General features: G+C 30.8%; 15 protein-coding genes. 13 read left to right on the forward strand and 2 right to left on the reverse strand.

Annotation, left to right across the window (positions count from 1 at the left end; all coding sequences use genetic code 11):
• Positions 1-16: 16 nt before the first annotated feature.
• The 11 genes from ACTTBK_RS00360 (at position 17) to msrB (ending at position 11,433) form a co-directional block, all read left to right on the forward strand.
• The gene (locus ACTTBK_RS00360; RefSeq protein WP_440618096.1) at positions 17-1,588 is read left to right on the forward strand and encodes a 2-isopropylmalate synthase; all 1,572 of its coding nucleotides are present in this window, start codon (positions 17-19) and stop codon (positions 1,586-1,588) included.
• Positions 1,588-2,622 (forward strand): rod shape-determining protein, encoded by a 1,035-nt coding sequence (locus ACTTBK_RS00365; protein WP_262590321.1) that lies wholly within the window; start codon positions 1,588-1,590, stop codon positions 2,620-2,622. Before ACTTBK_RS00360 ends, ACTTBK_RS00365 begins: the two co-directional genes overlap by 1 nt.
• A gap of 3 nt (positions 2,623-2,625) precedes the next feature.
• On the forward strand, positions 2,626-3,471 hold the full coding sequence (mreC, locus tag ACTTBK_RS00370) for a rod shape-determining protein MreC (RefSeq protein WP_440618097.1): 846 nt from the start codon (positions 2,626-2,628) through the stop codon (positions 3,469-3,471).
• Positions 3,471-3,989 carry a rod shape-determining protein MreD gene (gene mreD / locus ACTTBK_RS00375; protein WP_440618098.1) on the forward strand — a complete coding sequence of 173 codons (519 nt, stop codon included), beginning with the start codon at positions 3,471-3,473 and terminating at the stop codon, positions 3,987-3,989. The genes mreC and mreD overlap by 1 nt, the downstream gene beginning before the upstream one ends.
• Positions 3,982-5,886, forward strand: a complete 1,905-nt coding sequence (gene mrdA / locus ACTTBK_RS00380; protein ID WP_440618099.1) for a penicillin-binding protein 2 — start codon at positions 3,982-3,984, stop codon at positions 5,884-5,886. The genes mreD and mrdA overlap by 8 nt, the downstream gene beginning before the upstream one ends.
• Positions 5,886-7,010: a rod shape-determining protein RodA gene (gene rodA / locus ACTTBK_RS00385; protein ID WP_440618100.1), complete on the forward strand. Its 1,125-nt coding sequence runs from the start codon at positions 5,886-5,888 to the stop codon at positions 7,008-7,010. The genes mrdA and rodA overlap by 1 nt, the downstream gene beginning before the upstream one ends.
• A 68-nt stretch (positions 7,011-7,078) precedes the next feature.
• Positions 7,079-8,320 (forward strand): NAD(P)/FAD-dependent oxidoreductase, encoded by a 1,242-nt coding sequence (locus ACTTBK_RS00390; protein WP_440618101.1) that lies wholly within the window; start codon positions 7,079-7,081, stop codon positions 8,318-8,320.
• Positions 8,321-9,217 (forward strand): DMT family transporter, encoded by an 897-nt coding sequence (locus ACTTBK_RS00395; protein WP_440618102.1) that lies wholly within the window; start codon positions 8,321-8,323, stop codon positions 9,215-9,217.
• Positions 9,210-10,160, forward strand: a complete 951-nt coding sequence (locus ACTTBK_RS00400) for a D-2-hydroxyacid dehydrogenase family protein (protein ID WP_440618103.1) — start codon at positions 9,210-9,212, stop codon at positions 10,158-10,160. The genes ACTTBK_RS00395 and ACTTBK_RS00400 overlap by 8 nt, the downstream gene beginning before the upstream one ends.
• 2 nt (positions 10,161-10,162) lie before the next feature.
• A complete protein-coding gene (locus ACTTBK_RS00405) occupies positions 10,163-11,056 on the forward strand; it encodes a histone deacetylase family protein (protein WP_440618104.1) in 894 nt (297 codons plus the stop codon).
• 2 nt (positions 11,057-11,058) lie between these two features.
• Positions 11,059-11,433: a peptide-methionine (R)-S-oxide reductase MsrB gene (gene msrB, locus ACTTBK_RS00410; RefSeq protein WP_075506251.1), complete on the forward strand. Its 375-nt coding sequence runs from the start codon at positions 11,059-11,061 to the stop codon at positions 11,431-11,433.
• 8 nt (positions 11,434-11,441) lie between these two features.
• Here msrB and grxC read toward each other — a convergent pair whose 3' ends face one another.
• Positions 11,442-11,699: a glutaredoxin 3 gene (grxC, locus tag ACTTBK_RS00415; RefSeq protein ID WP_075506250.1), complete on the reverse strand. Its 258-nt coding sequence runs from the start codon at positions 11,697-11,699 to the stop codon at positions 11,442-11,444.
• Between the two features lie 3 nt (positions 11,700-11,702).
• Positions 11,703-11,999 (reverse strand): TIGR03643 family protein, encoded by a 297-nt coding sequence (locus ACTTBK_RS00420; RefSeq protein WP_075506249.1) that lies wholly within the window; start codon positions 11,997-11,999, stop codon positions 11,703-11,705.
• 122 nt (positions 12,000-12,121) lie between these two features.
• Between ACTTBK_RS00420 and ACTTBK_RS00425 the strand changes: the two genes are divergently transcribed.
• Both ACTTBK_RS00425 and ACTTBK_RS00430 read left to right on the forward strand, forming a co-directional pair.
• On the forward strand, positions 12,122-12,736 hold the full coding sequence (locus ACTTBK_RS00425; protein ID WP_075506248.1) for a LysE family translocator: 615 nt from the start codon (positions 12,122-12,124) through the stop codon (positions 12,734-12,736).
• An 88-nt stretch (positions 12,737-12,824) separates the two neighbouring features.
• The gene (locus tag ACTTBK_RS00430; protein ID WP_075506247.1) at positions 12,825-14,063 is read left to right on the forward strand and encodes an amino acid ABC transporter substrate-binding protein; all 1,239 of its coding nucleotides are present in this window, start codon (positions 12,825-12,827) and stop codon (positions 14,061-14,063) included.
• The last annotated feature ends 35 nt before the right edge of the window (positions 14,064-14,098 follow it).

A 14,098-nucleotide genomic window follows, 5' to 3' on the forward strand; every position in this document is an offset into this window, starting at 1 on the left:
TCCAAAAATTTTTATTATGAGCGATAAGGATAAAGTATTTATATTTGATACAACTATGCGTGATGGGGAGCAATCACCTGGCGCATCAATGAGTTTGGAAGAAAAAATTCAGATTGCTCGAGTATTTGATGAACTGGGAATTGATATTATCGAAGCGGGTTTTCCTATAGCATCACCAGGAGATTTTGAGGCTGTTTCTGAAGTTAGTAAGATTTTAAAAAATTCTATTCCAGCAGGATTATCTAGACATTCAGTAAAAGATATTGATAGAGCTTACGAAGCACTAAAACATGCTCCTAGATTTAGAATACATACTTTTATTTCTACAAGTCCTTTACATATGAAGCATAAATTAAATATGTCACCTGAAGATGTTTATGAGTCAATTGGTAAACATGTTTCTTATGCAAGAAAATTTACTGATGATGTTGAGTGGTCATGTGAAGATGGGACAAGAACAGATATGGATTATATGTGTAAAACAGTTGAGCTTGCAATTAAAAATGGAGCAACAACAATTAATATCCCTGATACTGTCGGCTATACGATACCATCTGAGTTTACAACGATCATTGAAACACTTTTAAATAAAGTTCCTAATATTGATAAAGCAATTTTATCTACTCATTGCCACAATGATTTAGGTTTAGCAGTAGCTAATTCTTTAGCAGGTGTTCAAGCAGGAGCAAGACAAATTGAATGTACTATAAATGGTTTAGGTGAGAGAGCAGGTAATGCTGCATTAGAAGAAGTTGTAATGGCAATTAAGACAAGACCGGACTTGATGCCTTATGAAACTGGAATTAACACAACTTTGTTAAGCAAGGCGTCAAAGATAGTTTCAAATGCTACTGGATTTCCAGTCCAATATAATAAAGCAATTGTTGGAAAAAATGCATTCGCACATGAGGCAGGCATTCATCAAGATGGAATGTTAAAAAATAGACAGACTTATGAAATTATGACCCCAGAGAGTGTTGGAGTAAAACAAACCTCATTAGTAATGGGCAAACATTCTGGACGTCATGCTTTTAAAGATAAATTAAACAGTTTGGGTTATCCAGATTTAACAGACGATGTAGTAGGAAATGCATTTGCAAAGTTTAAGGTTTTAGCAGACAAGAAAAAACATGTTTATGATGAAGATATTATTGCATTAGTCGATGATAGTTTAATTGTTGATAATAAAGTTAGTGCAATTAATTTAAAATCATTAAAAGTGTTTGCTGGTACAGGAGAACCTCAAAAAGCAGAGATGACTTTAGATGTATACGGAGATGTAAAACAAGCTTCAGAAACTGGAGATGGACCAGTTGATGCAATATTTAAATGTATAAAAACTCTTTATCCTCATGATGTAAATTTACAGCTTTATCAAGTGCATGCTGTAACCGAAGGTACTGATGCTCAAGCAACCGTAAGTGTAAAAATTGAGGAAAATGGAAAAACTACTGTAGGTCAAGCAGCAGATACTGATACTTTAGTTGCTTCTGCAAATGCTTACATAAATGCTTTAAATAAAATGATAATTAAACGAGATAAAACAGCTCCAATGGAGCAAGAAAGTCAAAAGGTAAGGGGAATATAATGGGATTATTCGATAGCGTTAAAAAGGTATGGAGCCAAGATATGGCGATTGATCTTGGAACAGCAAATACACTAGTAGTATTAAAAGGAAAAGGTGTTGTTCTTAATGAGCCATCTGTTGTTGCAATTGTTGATCAAGGCGGAAAGAAAAATGTTTTAGCTGTTGGTGATGAAGCCAAAACAATGCTTGGAAGAACACCTGGGAATATTAGTGCTATCAGACCTTTAAGAGATGGTGTTATAGCAGACTTTATAGTTACAGAAGAGATGATCAAACACTTTATAAAAAAAGTTCATAAAGGAAGTACTTTTGCCAATCCTAGAATTTTAATTTGTGTACCAACTGGTTCAACACCAGTTGAAAGAAAAGCAATTCAAGACAGCGCATTAGCTGCGGGAGCAAGAAGAGTTCAATTAATTGAAGAACCAATTGCTGCAGCTATTGGAGCTGGTCTTCCAATTTCAGAAGCCACTGGGTCAATGATTGTTGACATAGGTGGTGGTACTAGTGAGATAGCAGTTATGTCACTAGGTGGATTGGTTTATTCTAAATCTTTGAGGGTTGCAGGTGATGCGATGGATACAGCAATAGTTAATTATATGAGAAAAGAATACAATTTGCTTATCGGAGATACTACTGCTGAAAAAATTAAAAAGGAAATGGGTACAGCTGTTCCAACAGGAACTAACACTTATCCAGTAAAAGGTAGAGATTTAAGATCAGGCACTCCTAAAGAAGTAAATATTACCGAGGAAGATACTGCTGAAGCATTAAATGATATATTGAAAGAAATGGTTAGTGCAATCAAAGATGCTTTAGAAAACACTCCTCCTGAATTATCCGCCGACCTAGTAGATATGGGTCTTACTTTAACAGGTGGTGGAGCTTTATTAAAAAATATTGATAAAAGATTTTCAAAGGAAACAGGTTTACCAGTACATGTTGCTGATGATCCATTATCTTGTGTTGCAGTTGGAACAGGTAAAGCTTTGGATCAGGAAGAAACTTTTTCTACTATGTTATCTGAATATTAAAAGATGGTAAAAGGCAGAGATGACTTTGTAATTGCCTTAAGATCAGTTTTTTTAAAAAAAAAAGATCAACAAAAGTTTTCGCTTATAAGCTTAATTATTTTATCTGTTGTTGTAATAATTTTAAGTAATTTTAATTTTAAACTAATTCAACTTGTTAAATTAGGAATTAACGAGGTAATATATAGATCTTCTTACGTTGTATCTGTCCCAGAAAATAAAATTGAAGAGGTAATATCTAAAATTAAATCACACCTAAATTTTTATAAAAATCATCAAAACCAATTAATTAAAATAGAGAATACAGATGAGATTAAAGTATTAAATACTATTTTAACTGCTGAAAATAAAAGACTTAGAGAGTTGATTGATGAAAGCATAAATTCAGAAGATATATTTGCAAGAGTTTTAATTGATAGAGAAAGTCCATATTTAAAATCAATAGTCTTGAATAGAGGAACTAAAGACAATGTAAAAATGGGAATGGCAGTAATGGATCGAAATTATTTAGTCGGTCAGATTATTGAGGTAAATTATTCAAATTCAAGAGCTCTACTTCTGTCAGATTTAAATAGCAAAATACCAGTAGTAATTCAGCCCCCATTTCTACAAGCTGTAGCCTCTGGAACTGGTAAGGATCATGGGATAATCGAATATACCAAAGATGAGTACAAAGAAAATCAGATTGAAAAAGAGGCTGTTGTATATACCTCTGGTCTTGCCGGTATTTTTAAACCAGGTATTCCAGTCGGTAAAATAACGAATAGTTCAGATCAACTAAGTTTTTTTTCTGATTTTGGACAATTAAGTTTTGTAAAGATTGTACAATTTAAAATAAGGGAGGGTCAATAATGGCTTCATTGAATAAAAGCACATTTTTTAGATCATTCCTCTCATATTTGCCAATTATTCTTTTGTTTTTTTCAGTGTTTAATGAATTTGACTTTAATTATTTAAAGTTAGATTATTTTTCATTCAACTTCATTTTTATTTTAATTTTTTTTTGGACCTTAAGAAATCCAGATTACTTAGGATATTTCTCAATTTTCTTAGCAGGAATTATTAACGACGTAGTAATTGGTATTCCAATTGGAATAAGCAGTTTTTGTTATTTACTAATCTGTGCCATTACCTCGTATATTAGACAAATTACACTAAGTCCAAAATTCATAAATGATTGGCTTTCTTTTATTATTGCTGTTTTGCTTATCAATTCAATTCAAGTAATAATTTTAGACTTAGTATTTTTATATCAGGTAGATTATATGGACTACTTAATAAACTCTGGTTTTACTTTTCTATTTTACCCATTATTTTTTATTTTATTTAACATTTTAAATAACAATATTTCAAATAAACAGAATGATTAGTGGTAATTCAGGTATTAGAAAAACAGACGTAATTAATAGACGGATGTTTATTATTGGTGCTGCAAAAGTAATTATTTTTACAGGAATTATAGCCAGACTTTTTTCTCTGCAAGTTAATGAAAATAAAAAATATCTTACTCTTTCAGATAAAAATAGAATTAGAGAGTGGAAGTTGCCACCAATAAGAGGCGATATAGTGGATTATTTTGGCAATGTCATAGCCGGAAATTTAAAAGTATATCAACTTCATATAATTCCTGAACAAGTTGAGAACTTCAATTATTTGTTAAGTCGATTAAAAACTCTACTTAACCTGAGTGATAAAAAAATAGAAAAAATTGTAAAATCAAAAAATAAATTAAAACCTTGGGAGAGTATTATTGTTTCTGAAAATTTATCTTGGAGTGATTTTTTAAAAATAAATAATTATTTATATGACTTAGTTGGTGTTAAACCAGTTATGACCATTTCAAGAAATTACCCTTTTAGCGAAACTTATACTCATATTCTAGGATATGTCAGTCAACCTAATGAGGAAGAAATTTTAGCTAATGAAACTGTTCAAGAAAGATTTGTTCCAGGTATGAAAATTGGAAAATTAGGTCTAGAAAAAACTTTAGAAAACTACTTGATTGGTACAAATGCTATCCAAAGATATGAAGTAAACGCTTATGGGAAAAGAATTAATCAACTTGAACATCAAAAAGGCAAACAAGGTTTAAGAGTAAGATTAACTGTTGATACTGAGGTTCAAAAAGCTTGTGGAAAACTTTTAAATGACCGAGCTGGATCAATAAGTGTAATGGATATTTATACTGGTGATATCATCGCAATGTACTCTTCTCCTTCTTATGACCCAAACAAATTTTTATTTGGAATAAGTAATGATGATTGGGCATTAATTAGAAATAATCCATTAAAACCACTAGTAAATAAGACACTTGCAGGACTTTATTCTCCAGGATCTACAATAAAACCAATTGTAGCTTTATCTGCCTTAGAAAACAAAATTGTTAGTCCAAGTTTTAAAGTTAAATGCACTGGTAAGATGGAGCTCTATGGACAGACTTTTCACTGTTGGAAAGAAAAAGGTCATGGATTTGTAAGTTTAAAAAATGCAATGAAACAATCATGTGATACCTATTTTTATGAAGTTGCAAGATTACTGGGAGTAGATCGATTAAATGTAACAGCTGAAAAATTTGGACTTGGTAAAAAAGTGTTAGGAGATTATTTTGATTTTGAAAAATCAGGTTTATTTCCAAACACTAAATGGAAAAAAAATAATCTCGGGAAAGGATGGGTGCTTGGAGAAACATTAATAACTGGAATAGGTCAAGGTTATACGCAAACAACTCCACTTCAATTATGTCTTATGACAGCTCAGATTGCTAATGGAGGCTACTCTATAAAACCAAGAATAATAGTTGATAATAACGCTGTTTCTTTCGAAGAAGCTAGAAATAAATTTGAAGAAGAGTCTTTATTTTCTCAAGAAAAAAAATTAATTGAGAATCCCAAAAATATAAAAATTGTTCAAGAGGCCATGTTTAGTTCAACTAATGAATTATACGGCACATCATACAAATCTAGAATTGACGATCCAAAATATCAATTTGCTGGCAAAACTGGTACTGCACAGGTTAAGAGAATTAGCATGCGAGAAAGAGAACTTGATCTTAAAATTGAGCAAATCCCCTATAAAGATCGAGATCATGCATTATTTGTTGCTTATGGTCCGTATATTAATCCAAGATACGCATTAAGTATTATAGTTGAGCATGGTGGCTCAGGAAGTAAAACTGCAGCACCAATCGCAAAAGAATTGTTCAAATTAATAATTGATAGAAACGATCTAAGAAATAAACAAAAAAATTTTGAGGAAATAGAAATTTGATGTTTCAACACGATAGATTAAATAATGAACTTACTTTTTGGCAAAAGGTTAAAGAGTTAGATTATATTTTACTGATAAGTATATTTTTACTTTCAATATTAAGTTTATTTGTGATGTACTCAACAGATGGAGGAGAAATTCTATTTCATACAAAAAGTCATTTTAGTAAAATAGTAGTTTTTTTCCCTTTAATGATTTTAATTGCGTTTTTTAATATTAGATGGTGGCACAACTTATCATACTTGTTTTATATAGCTGTAATTCTTTTACTAATTTATGTTTCTTTTTTTGGAATAAAATCATCAGGCTCTAGAAGATGGATGGATTTATATTTATTTAATTTACAGCCATCCGAGTTAATGAAAATAGCAATTATACTTTGCTTAGCAAAATATTATCACAGGGTTAAAATTGAAAATGTAAACTCAGTTACAAGTATCATGACAGTTATAACTATAATTTTAATACCAATTATTATGGTGCTCTCACAACCAGATTTAGGAACTTCAATTCTCATTGCATCAAGTGGACTAATTGTTTTATGGCTGGGAGGCGTTAAGATAAAATATTTTATTTATTCTTTTATAGTTTTTTTAATATCACTACCTTTTGTAATTTCTTTCTTAAAGCCTTATCAAAAATTGAGAATATTGACTTTTTTAGACCCTGATAGAGATCCATTGGGCGCTGGTTATCAAATAATTCAGTCAAAAATAGCTATAGGTTCTGGTGGCTTAGAGGGTAAAGGTTTTTTAAAAGGCACACAAAGTTATTTGGATTTTTTACCTGAAAAACATACTGATTTTATATTCACTTTATTTTCTGAAGAGTTTGGATTTATAGGATCAGTAGGATTATTAATTTTGTATTCAATTATTATTATCAGAATTTTGAGAATAGGTGCTATCTCAAGAAGCAATTTTTCAAGGTTATTCTGTTTTGGATTTGCTTTTGCAATATTCATTTACATTGTTGTAAATCTTTCAATGGTCTTAGGTTTATTGCCAATTGTTGGTTCTCCATTACCGATAATGTCCTATGGAGGTTCCTCTATGTTAGCAACTATGATAGGGTTCGGAATTGTTCTAAGTGCCAAGATAAATCACAAACAGATGATTGCTTAAAATATTTAATTTAATTAAGCATAATTTGTCACTATGAAACTTTAATTTTTTAATTGTATAACGTCCTTATGAATAATAAAATTAAGGTTGGAATAGTTGGTGCAGGTATCCAAGGTGTTTCAAATGCATTGTTCCTTCAAAAAAAGGGATTTAATGTAACAATATTTGATAGAGATAATCCTGGAAGCCAAGCAGCCTCGTATGGAAATGCAGGACATTTCTCGCCGTATGCTTCACTTTCTTTAAATAGAACTGATGTCTTAGCAGATGTTCCGGCTATGTTATTAAGTTCAACAGGCCCTCTAGCTTTAAAGTGGAATTATGTTCCAAAAATGATTCCATGGTTCATGAAATTTATCATGAACACTACAAAAACAAAGATGATGCATACTGCAAAAAATATGCATCAAATTTTAGATTTAGCTTTACCAGCTTATGATGAATTATTTGATGAAATAGATCTTGAAGGATTAGTGGAAAACAAAGGAATACTTTATATCTGGAATTATCAAGATTTAAAAAGTAGAGAATTAGAAATTAGAGTTAGAGATGAACTGGGAGTAAAGCAGCAACTAGTTAACAAAGCTGAAATTCATGATTTAGAACCCCATATTAAACCTTTCTATCATGCTGGAGTTTACTATCCTTATGCAAGACATGCTCGAAATCCAAAAAGAATTCTCTTAAAATTATTTGATCTATTTTTACAAAAAGGTGGAAAATTTAACAAAGTAAATATTAAAGATATAAAATTTGATGAGGAAAAACCAATTTTTAAAACTGAAACACAAAGTTATGTTTTTGATAAAGCAGTAATTGCTTGCGGCGCTTTTTCTAAAAAATTGACTGATAATTTAGATGAGCAAATTCCTCTAGATACTGAAAGAGGATACCATGTCCATTTTAAAAACTGTGATCATTTATTAAGCCGACCAGTAATATTTTCAAACCGTGGTTTTGGAATTACACCAATGGAACAAGGATTAAGGGTAGTTGGTACAGTTGAATTTGGTGGATTAGAAAATCCTTTGTCAAAATCTAGAGTAAAAAATTTAATTAATAATGCAAAATATATGCTTGGTGATTTGCCCGAGCATGAGGATGAGTGGTTAGGATTTAGACCAACTTTACCAGACTTTTTACCTGTCATGGGGCCATCAAAAAATTATAAAAATGTTTATTATTGTTTTGGACATCATCATTTAGGATGGACTTTAGGCCCAATTTCTGGAAAGATTGTTTCAGGAATGATTGCGAACGAAAATACAAACTTAGATTTAAAACCTTATAGTTCGTTAAGATTTAGCTAAGTGGGTCAGAACGCCAAAGCATATTTAATGTTGGTTTGTGCAACATTATTTTGGGCAGGCAATTTTACAATTGCGAAGTTTGCATACTTGCAAAACATACCACCAAATACTCTTTCATTTTTAAGATGGTGTCTTGTGTGGATAATTTTATTTCCCTTTACCTATCAGGAGATATTTAAATTAAAGTATAAAATTAAAGAAAATTTATCTTTATTTTTTATCCTTGGCTTTACCAGTGTTTGTATATTCACTTCATTTACTTATAATGCTTTAAATCATACCCAAGTAATCAATGCATCTCTTTTTAATACTGCAATACCAGTCACAATAATTTTAGTTTGTTTTTTGTTAAAAATTGAAAAAACAAATATTTTTCAATTATCAGGCCTGTTTATTTCTGTATTAGGTATTTTAGCTATTATCACACGATTGGATCTTAATATTTTGCTTTCTTTAAATTTTAATAAAGGAGATTTATTTATGATAGGTGCGATAATTGCATGGGGAGTTTATTCAGCATATTTAAGAAAAAGAAATTTTGATGTTTCTCTACTTGCCCTTGTACAAATCATATGCACGTTTGGCCTAATATTTCTTTTGCCTCTATTTTTTATCGATATAATTCAAGATAAAGTTGTAGAGATAAATAGTAACTTTTTTTATATTTTATTTTATATTGCTTTGTTTCCAAGTATTGGCTCTTACTATTGTTGGGCAGGTGCTGTTGCGATAATTGGAGCTAATCGGGCAGGAATTTTTTTATCATTAATTCCATTATTCAGCACAATTTTTGCAATTATACTTTTTAATGAAAAATTTTTATTTTTTCATTTAATTGGGTCTATTTTAATTATATTAGGTCTATTTTTATCAAACAAAAAAATTAAAAATGCTTAAAGTTGCTATATTAGATGATTACCAAAATGTTGCTCAACAATTTGTTGATTTAGAAAAATTATCTGGAAAATATGAATTTAAAATTTTCAGTGAACCTTTTGTAGATGAGGCAGATGCTATTGAACAATTAGCTGATTTTGAGGCTCTTTTGATAATGAGGGAAAGAACTCCAATTACAAAAAATCTTATTGATAATTTAAGTGATTTAAAATTTGTTATCACAAGTGGATTAAGAAATAGATCTATAGATCTTGAGGCTGCTAAAAAAAGAAAAATTATAGTTTGTGGAACAGATATTAATATCAATCCAACACCAGAATTAACTTGGGCATTAATTCTTGGCTTAGCTAGAAATTTTAAAGAAGAGTTTGATAATATGTATCAAGGATACTGGCAAACTACTATTGGTGTTGAGCTAAAAGGAAAAATATTAGGATTAATAGGATTGGGAAGAGTAGGGAGTGAAGTTGCAAAAATTGGAAAAGCTTTTGGAATGCAAGTTATGGCTTGGAGTGAAAATTTAAGTTTAGATAAATGCAAAGAGCTCGATGTCTTGCCATGTAGCAAAGATGATTTAATTAAGAACTCAGATGTTTTATCCATTCATGTGCAAGGTGGAGAGAGATACAAAGATTGCATAACATTAAAAGAGTTAGACAATATGAAGAAGACAGCTTTTTTAATTAATACCTCAAGAGGCCCAATAGTTAATGAAGATGATTTAATTATAGCATTATCAACTAATGTAATTGCTGGAGCTGGAATCGATGTTTATGAAAAAGAACCTTTGCCTGAAAATAATAAATTAAGATTTTTACCTAACGCTTTGTTAACTCCGCATATAGGATATGTAACAGCAGAAAATTACAGTATTTTTTACAATCAAATGATCGAGGGATTAGAGGCTTGTGTTAATGGAAAGCCAATTAGAGTTTTAGAGTAACCATGGAGTTACCAGTTGTAAATCACGAAGATTATTTTGCAAAAATTGGAGATGATCATAAATTTCCAATAAATAAATTTAGTGAACTTGCAAATTATTTAATTAAAAAAAATGTAGTCAAAAAATTTCACAAACCTTATCCATGCTCATCTGAAACATTAAAGTTTGCTCACTCTGAAAAATATATAAGTGATATCAAAAATAAAACTTTAGATAAAGATGGTGTTAAAAAAATAGGTTTTCCTTTGGTAGATAGTGTTGTTAAGAGATCTTTGGTTGCAACAGGGGGTACTGTGTTGGCATCAAAACTTGCAATTAATTATGGAATTTCTTGTAATACGGCTGGAGGGAGTCACCACGCTAATTACAATGGTGGTGCTGGTTACTGTGTATTTAATGATGTAGCAGTTGCAGCTCATTATTTACTTAACAGGGGTCTGGCCAATAGAATTTTAATTGTAGATCTTGATGTTCATCAAGGAAATGGCAATTCAGATATTTTTAAAGAAAATAGAAACGTTTTTACATTTAGCATGCATTCAAAAACTAATTATCCTGCAAAAAAATCTATTAGTGATTTAGATGTAGAGCTAGAGGACAACACAGAGGATGATACATACATCAAAACTTTAAAGCACTATTTAACAGAGTTAAATCAAGAAAATTTTGATTTTGTATTTTATATCGCAGGAGTAGACATTCATTTCAATGATCGATTAGGAAAATTAAAAATTTCCGATCAAGGTGTAAAGTTTAGAGATGAGCTTGTAATAGAAAATTTTTATTCAAAAAGAATACCTTTTTGTGGAGTTTTAGGAGGAGGATACAATAAAGATTTTGAAAAATTAGTAGAATTGCACTCTTTGTTGCATCAAACTTGTGCTAAGTATATTTGAATATGACAAAAAAAATTAACCCCAACCTAACCGCTGAACAGAAATTAATTTTATTTGAGGAAGGCACAGAACTTGCTGGATCAAGTGAACTTAATCATGAAAAAAGAGAAGGAAGTTTTCATTGTGCAAATTGTGGTGAGAAGTTATTTGACTCAAATACTAAATATGAAAGTGGATCTGGTTGGCCATCTTTTTATGAATCTTTACCAGATGTTTTTGAAACAAAAACAGATTATCATTTAGGTTATGGAAGAACAGAATATCATTGTAAAAAATGTGGTGGTCACCATGGACATATATTCGATGACGGTCCAGAGCCAACTGGAAAAAGATATTGCAATAATGGTGTCTGTTTAGTTTTTAAACCAAAAGCTTAAAAATAATTTTAATTTTTTAACAAATCTTGAAGTTTATTTTCTTTTTCTAGAGCCCTTACTTCATCATAGCCACCTATATGCTGCTCATCAAAAAAAATTTGTGGAATTGTTCTTTTTCCATTTGCTTTTTTAATCATTTCATCCATTGCACCTTCAACTTTTGAAATATCAATTTCATTATATGGAGCATTGTTTCTTGTTAATAATCTTTTTGCAGCCTCACAATAGTTACATAGGGGGCCAGTATACATGGTAATTTTTTTCATGACTTATAGATAGTCACCTTTTTTGATTTTACTAGTGATTTCTTTTCTAGAATATTCAAATTTTTTTCTATGTTTGATACTTTTTTGATTTACTCTTTTTCTCCACAATCTAAATGATGATGGTTTTAAAGATCTTCTCATAATTTTAATTACATCAGATTCTCGCTTCCCCGTTTTTTTCTCAATTTCCTCAAAAGTAATTCTGTCTGCCCATGCCGCCCAAATTACCCAGTCTGGGTCATCAATACTGGGTTCAGGATTTTTAACTTTAGTTACTGGGGTGTAGCCTTTTTTTTTCATAAATCCTTTATATTTGAAAAAAAAATTTAATGCATTTTTTTTACCCTCTGATATTATGATTTAGATAGTCCTTCTTAGCCATCTTTAGCTCCCGGTTTTTAAGGACTATCTTCTCTAAAAATATGCTTCCTTTAGAATTCATACTTTATTTACAGATTATCATTTTTTTATTCATTACTCCCGGCACTCCTAGAATAGTTATAATTTCTTACTCAATGAATTATGGTGTAGGGAAATGTGTTTGGTCAGCGCTTGGAGATGTTACTGCAAATTTAATTCAAGCTACTTTGGTAATTTTTGTAATAGGTTCTTTTTTTTCAGAAAATTCATTAATCCTCAATATTTTTAAATGGATTGGAGTTCTTTACATTTTATATCTTGCTTATGATATTTATAAGTCTCGTCCAAAAAATTTAAAAGATAAGGAAGAAGTCACAAAAAGTAATTTATCTTTTTTTAGAGATGGATTTTTAGTTGCAGGAACCAGTCCTAAAGCTTGGATGTTTTTTCCTTTTATATTTCCACAATTTATTGATTTTAGTTCTAATCTTTTAAGTCAATTTATAATTTTAATTACAACTTACATTGTGTTAGATTTTTTATCTCTGATTGGTTACGCAATACTTGCACAAAAATTGATTAAATGGATTACTGCAAATCCGAAAACTATTAATACAATTTCAGCGAGTGTTTTAGTCATTATTGCTGGAATTATTGTTATTACACAACAGTATTAAACTCATACTAAGTCTTTATTCCTACTTGCATTATATGAAAATTGTTTATTTAATTGGACATTAATTAATTAATTAAAGGGGAAATAAAATGAAGTTAAATAAAATAATTTTAAGTTTTGTTTCTGCATTAGTAATTTTATTTTCAACTTCTGTTGCATCTTTTGCAAAAGTAGTTGGTGACAAAATTATTTTAGGTGCTGCAATTTCCTTAACTGGTAAGTACTCATCAAATGGTGTTCATACTCAAAATGGTTATAACATGGCCGTTGACAGAATTAATAGCATGGGTGGTGTAAAAGTTGGTGGAAAAACTTATAAGTTTGACATTATCTATTACGATGATGAATCAAACCCTAAGAGAGCTGCACAGCTTGCAGAAAGATTAATTTCACAAGATGGTGTTGAGTTTATGCTTGGCCCATACAGTTCAGGTCTTACAAAAGCTATTGCACCTGTAACTGAAAAATATGGTGTTCCAATGGTAGAGGCGAATGGTGCTTCTAGATCTTTATTTACCAAAGGTTACAAATATCTATTTGCAGTATTAGCTCCGGCAAACTTATATCTTGATGTAGCAATTGAAACAGCAGTTGAGCTAAATGGTGGAAAACCAGTAAGAATTGCTCAAGCATTTGAACAAGATGCTTTTTCACAGGATGTTAGATTAGGTATTTTAGATGCCGCAGAAAGAACTGGATCTGAAATCATCATCGATGACAAACTGCCTAAAGAGTTAAATGATATGGCTGCAACTTTGGTTAAAGTTAAACAAATGAAACCAGATGTTTTAGTTGTATCAGGTCATACTAAAGGTGCATTGACTGCAGTAAGACAAATTGCTGAAATGAAGGTTGATGTTCCAATGTTGGCTATGACTCACTGTGATGCAGCGAAATTATCAAAACAACATGGTGCTAATTCTCAGTATGCACTATGTGCTTCTCAATGGCATAAATCTCTGACTTATAAAGATGATTTCTTTAAAGATGGAATGACCTATGCTGCAGACTTTGAGAAAGAGTTTGGATATGATCCACCATACCAATCTGCTGAGTCTTCAGCTGCGTTATTGGTGTTCAAAGATGCATTTGAAAGAGCTAATTCTTTTGATCAAAAGAAAGTAAGAGATGCTCTTGCAGCTACTAACATGCAAACATTCTATGGAAATATTAAATTTGCACCTGGCGGTCAGAACGTTGATAAGCCAATGGTACTTTTCCAAGTAATGTGTGATGATGCTGGTAAGTGTGAAAACAAAGTTGTTGCTCCATTAAAATGGGCATCTGCTAAGTTAATTCACCCAATGCCTAAGTGGTCTGAAAGATAATAATTAAAAATTGAGCCCCCTGGTAATAGGGGGCT

The organism is Candidatus Pelagibacter sp. HIMB1493, from assembly GCF_052047995.1.
In the GTDB taxonomy this organism is placed as follows: Bacteria; Pseudomonadota; Alphaproteobacteria; order Pelagibacterales; family Pelagibacteraceae; genus Pelagibacter.

Excerpts from the sequence above, each read along its gene's own strand:
- ACTTBK_RS00360 (WP_440618096.1), top strand. The coding sequence starts at position 17 with ATGAGCGATAAGGATAAAGTATTTATATTTGATACAACTATGCGTGAT.
- ACTTBK_RS00365 (WP_262590321.1), top strand. The coding sequence starts at position 1,588 with ATGGGATTATTCGATAGCGTTAAAAAGGTATGGAGCCAAGATATGGCG.
- mreC (WP_440618097.1), top strand. The coding sequence starts at position 2,626 with ATGGTAAAAGGCAGAGATGACTTTGTAATTGCCTTAAGATCAGTTTTT.
- mreD (WP_440618098.1), top strand. The coding sequence starts at position 3,471 with ATGGCTTCATTGAATAAAAGCACATTTTTTAGATCATTCCTCTCATAT.
- mrdA (WP_440618099.1), top strand. The coding sequence starts at position 3,982 with ATGATTAGTGGTAATTCAGGTATTAGAAAAACAGACGTAATTAATAGA.
- rodA (WP_440618100.1), top strand. The coding sequence starts at position 5,886 with ATGTTTCAACACGATAGATTAAATAATGAACTTACTTTTTGGCAAAAG.
- ACTTBK_RS00390 (WP_440618101.1), top strand. The coding sequence starts at position 7,079 with ATGAATAATAAAATTAAGGTTGGAATAGTTGGTGCAGGTATCCAAGGT.
- ACTTBK_RS00400 (WP_440618103.1), top strand. The coding sequence starts at position 9,210 with ATGCTTAAAGTTGCTATATTAGATGATTACCAAAATGTTGCTCAACAA.
- ACTTBK_RS00405 (WP_440618104.1), top strand. The coding sequence starts at position 10,163 with ATGGAGTTACCAGTTGTAAATCACGAAGATTATTTTGCAAAAATTGGA.
- msrB (WP_075506251.1), top strand. The coding sequence starts at position 11,059 with ATGACAAAAAAAATTAACCCCAACCTAACCGCTGAACAGAAATTAATT.
- grxC (WP_075506250.1), bottom strand. The coding sequence starts at position 11,699 with ATGAAAAAAATTACCATGTATACTGGCCCCCTATGTAACTATTGTGAG.
- ACTTBK_RS00420 (WP_075506249.1), bottom strand. The coding sequence starts at position 11,999 with ATGAAAAAAAAAGGCTACACCCCAGTAACTAAAGTTAAAAATCCTGAA.
- ACTTBK_RS00425 (WP_075506248.1), top strand. The coding sequence starts at position 12,122 with ATGCTTCCTTTAGAATTCATACTTTATTTACAGATTATCATTTTTTTA.
- ACTTBK_RS00430 (WP_075506247.1), top strand. The coding sequence starts at position 12,825 with ATGAAGTTAAATAAAATAATTTTAAGTTTTGTTTCTGCATTAGTAATT.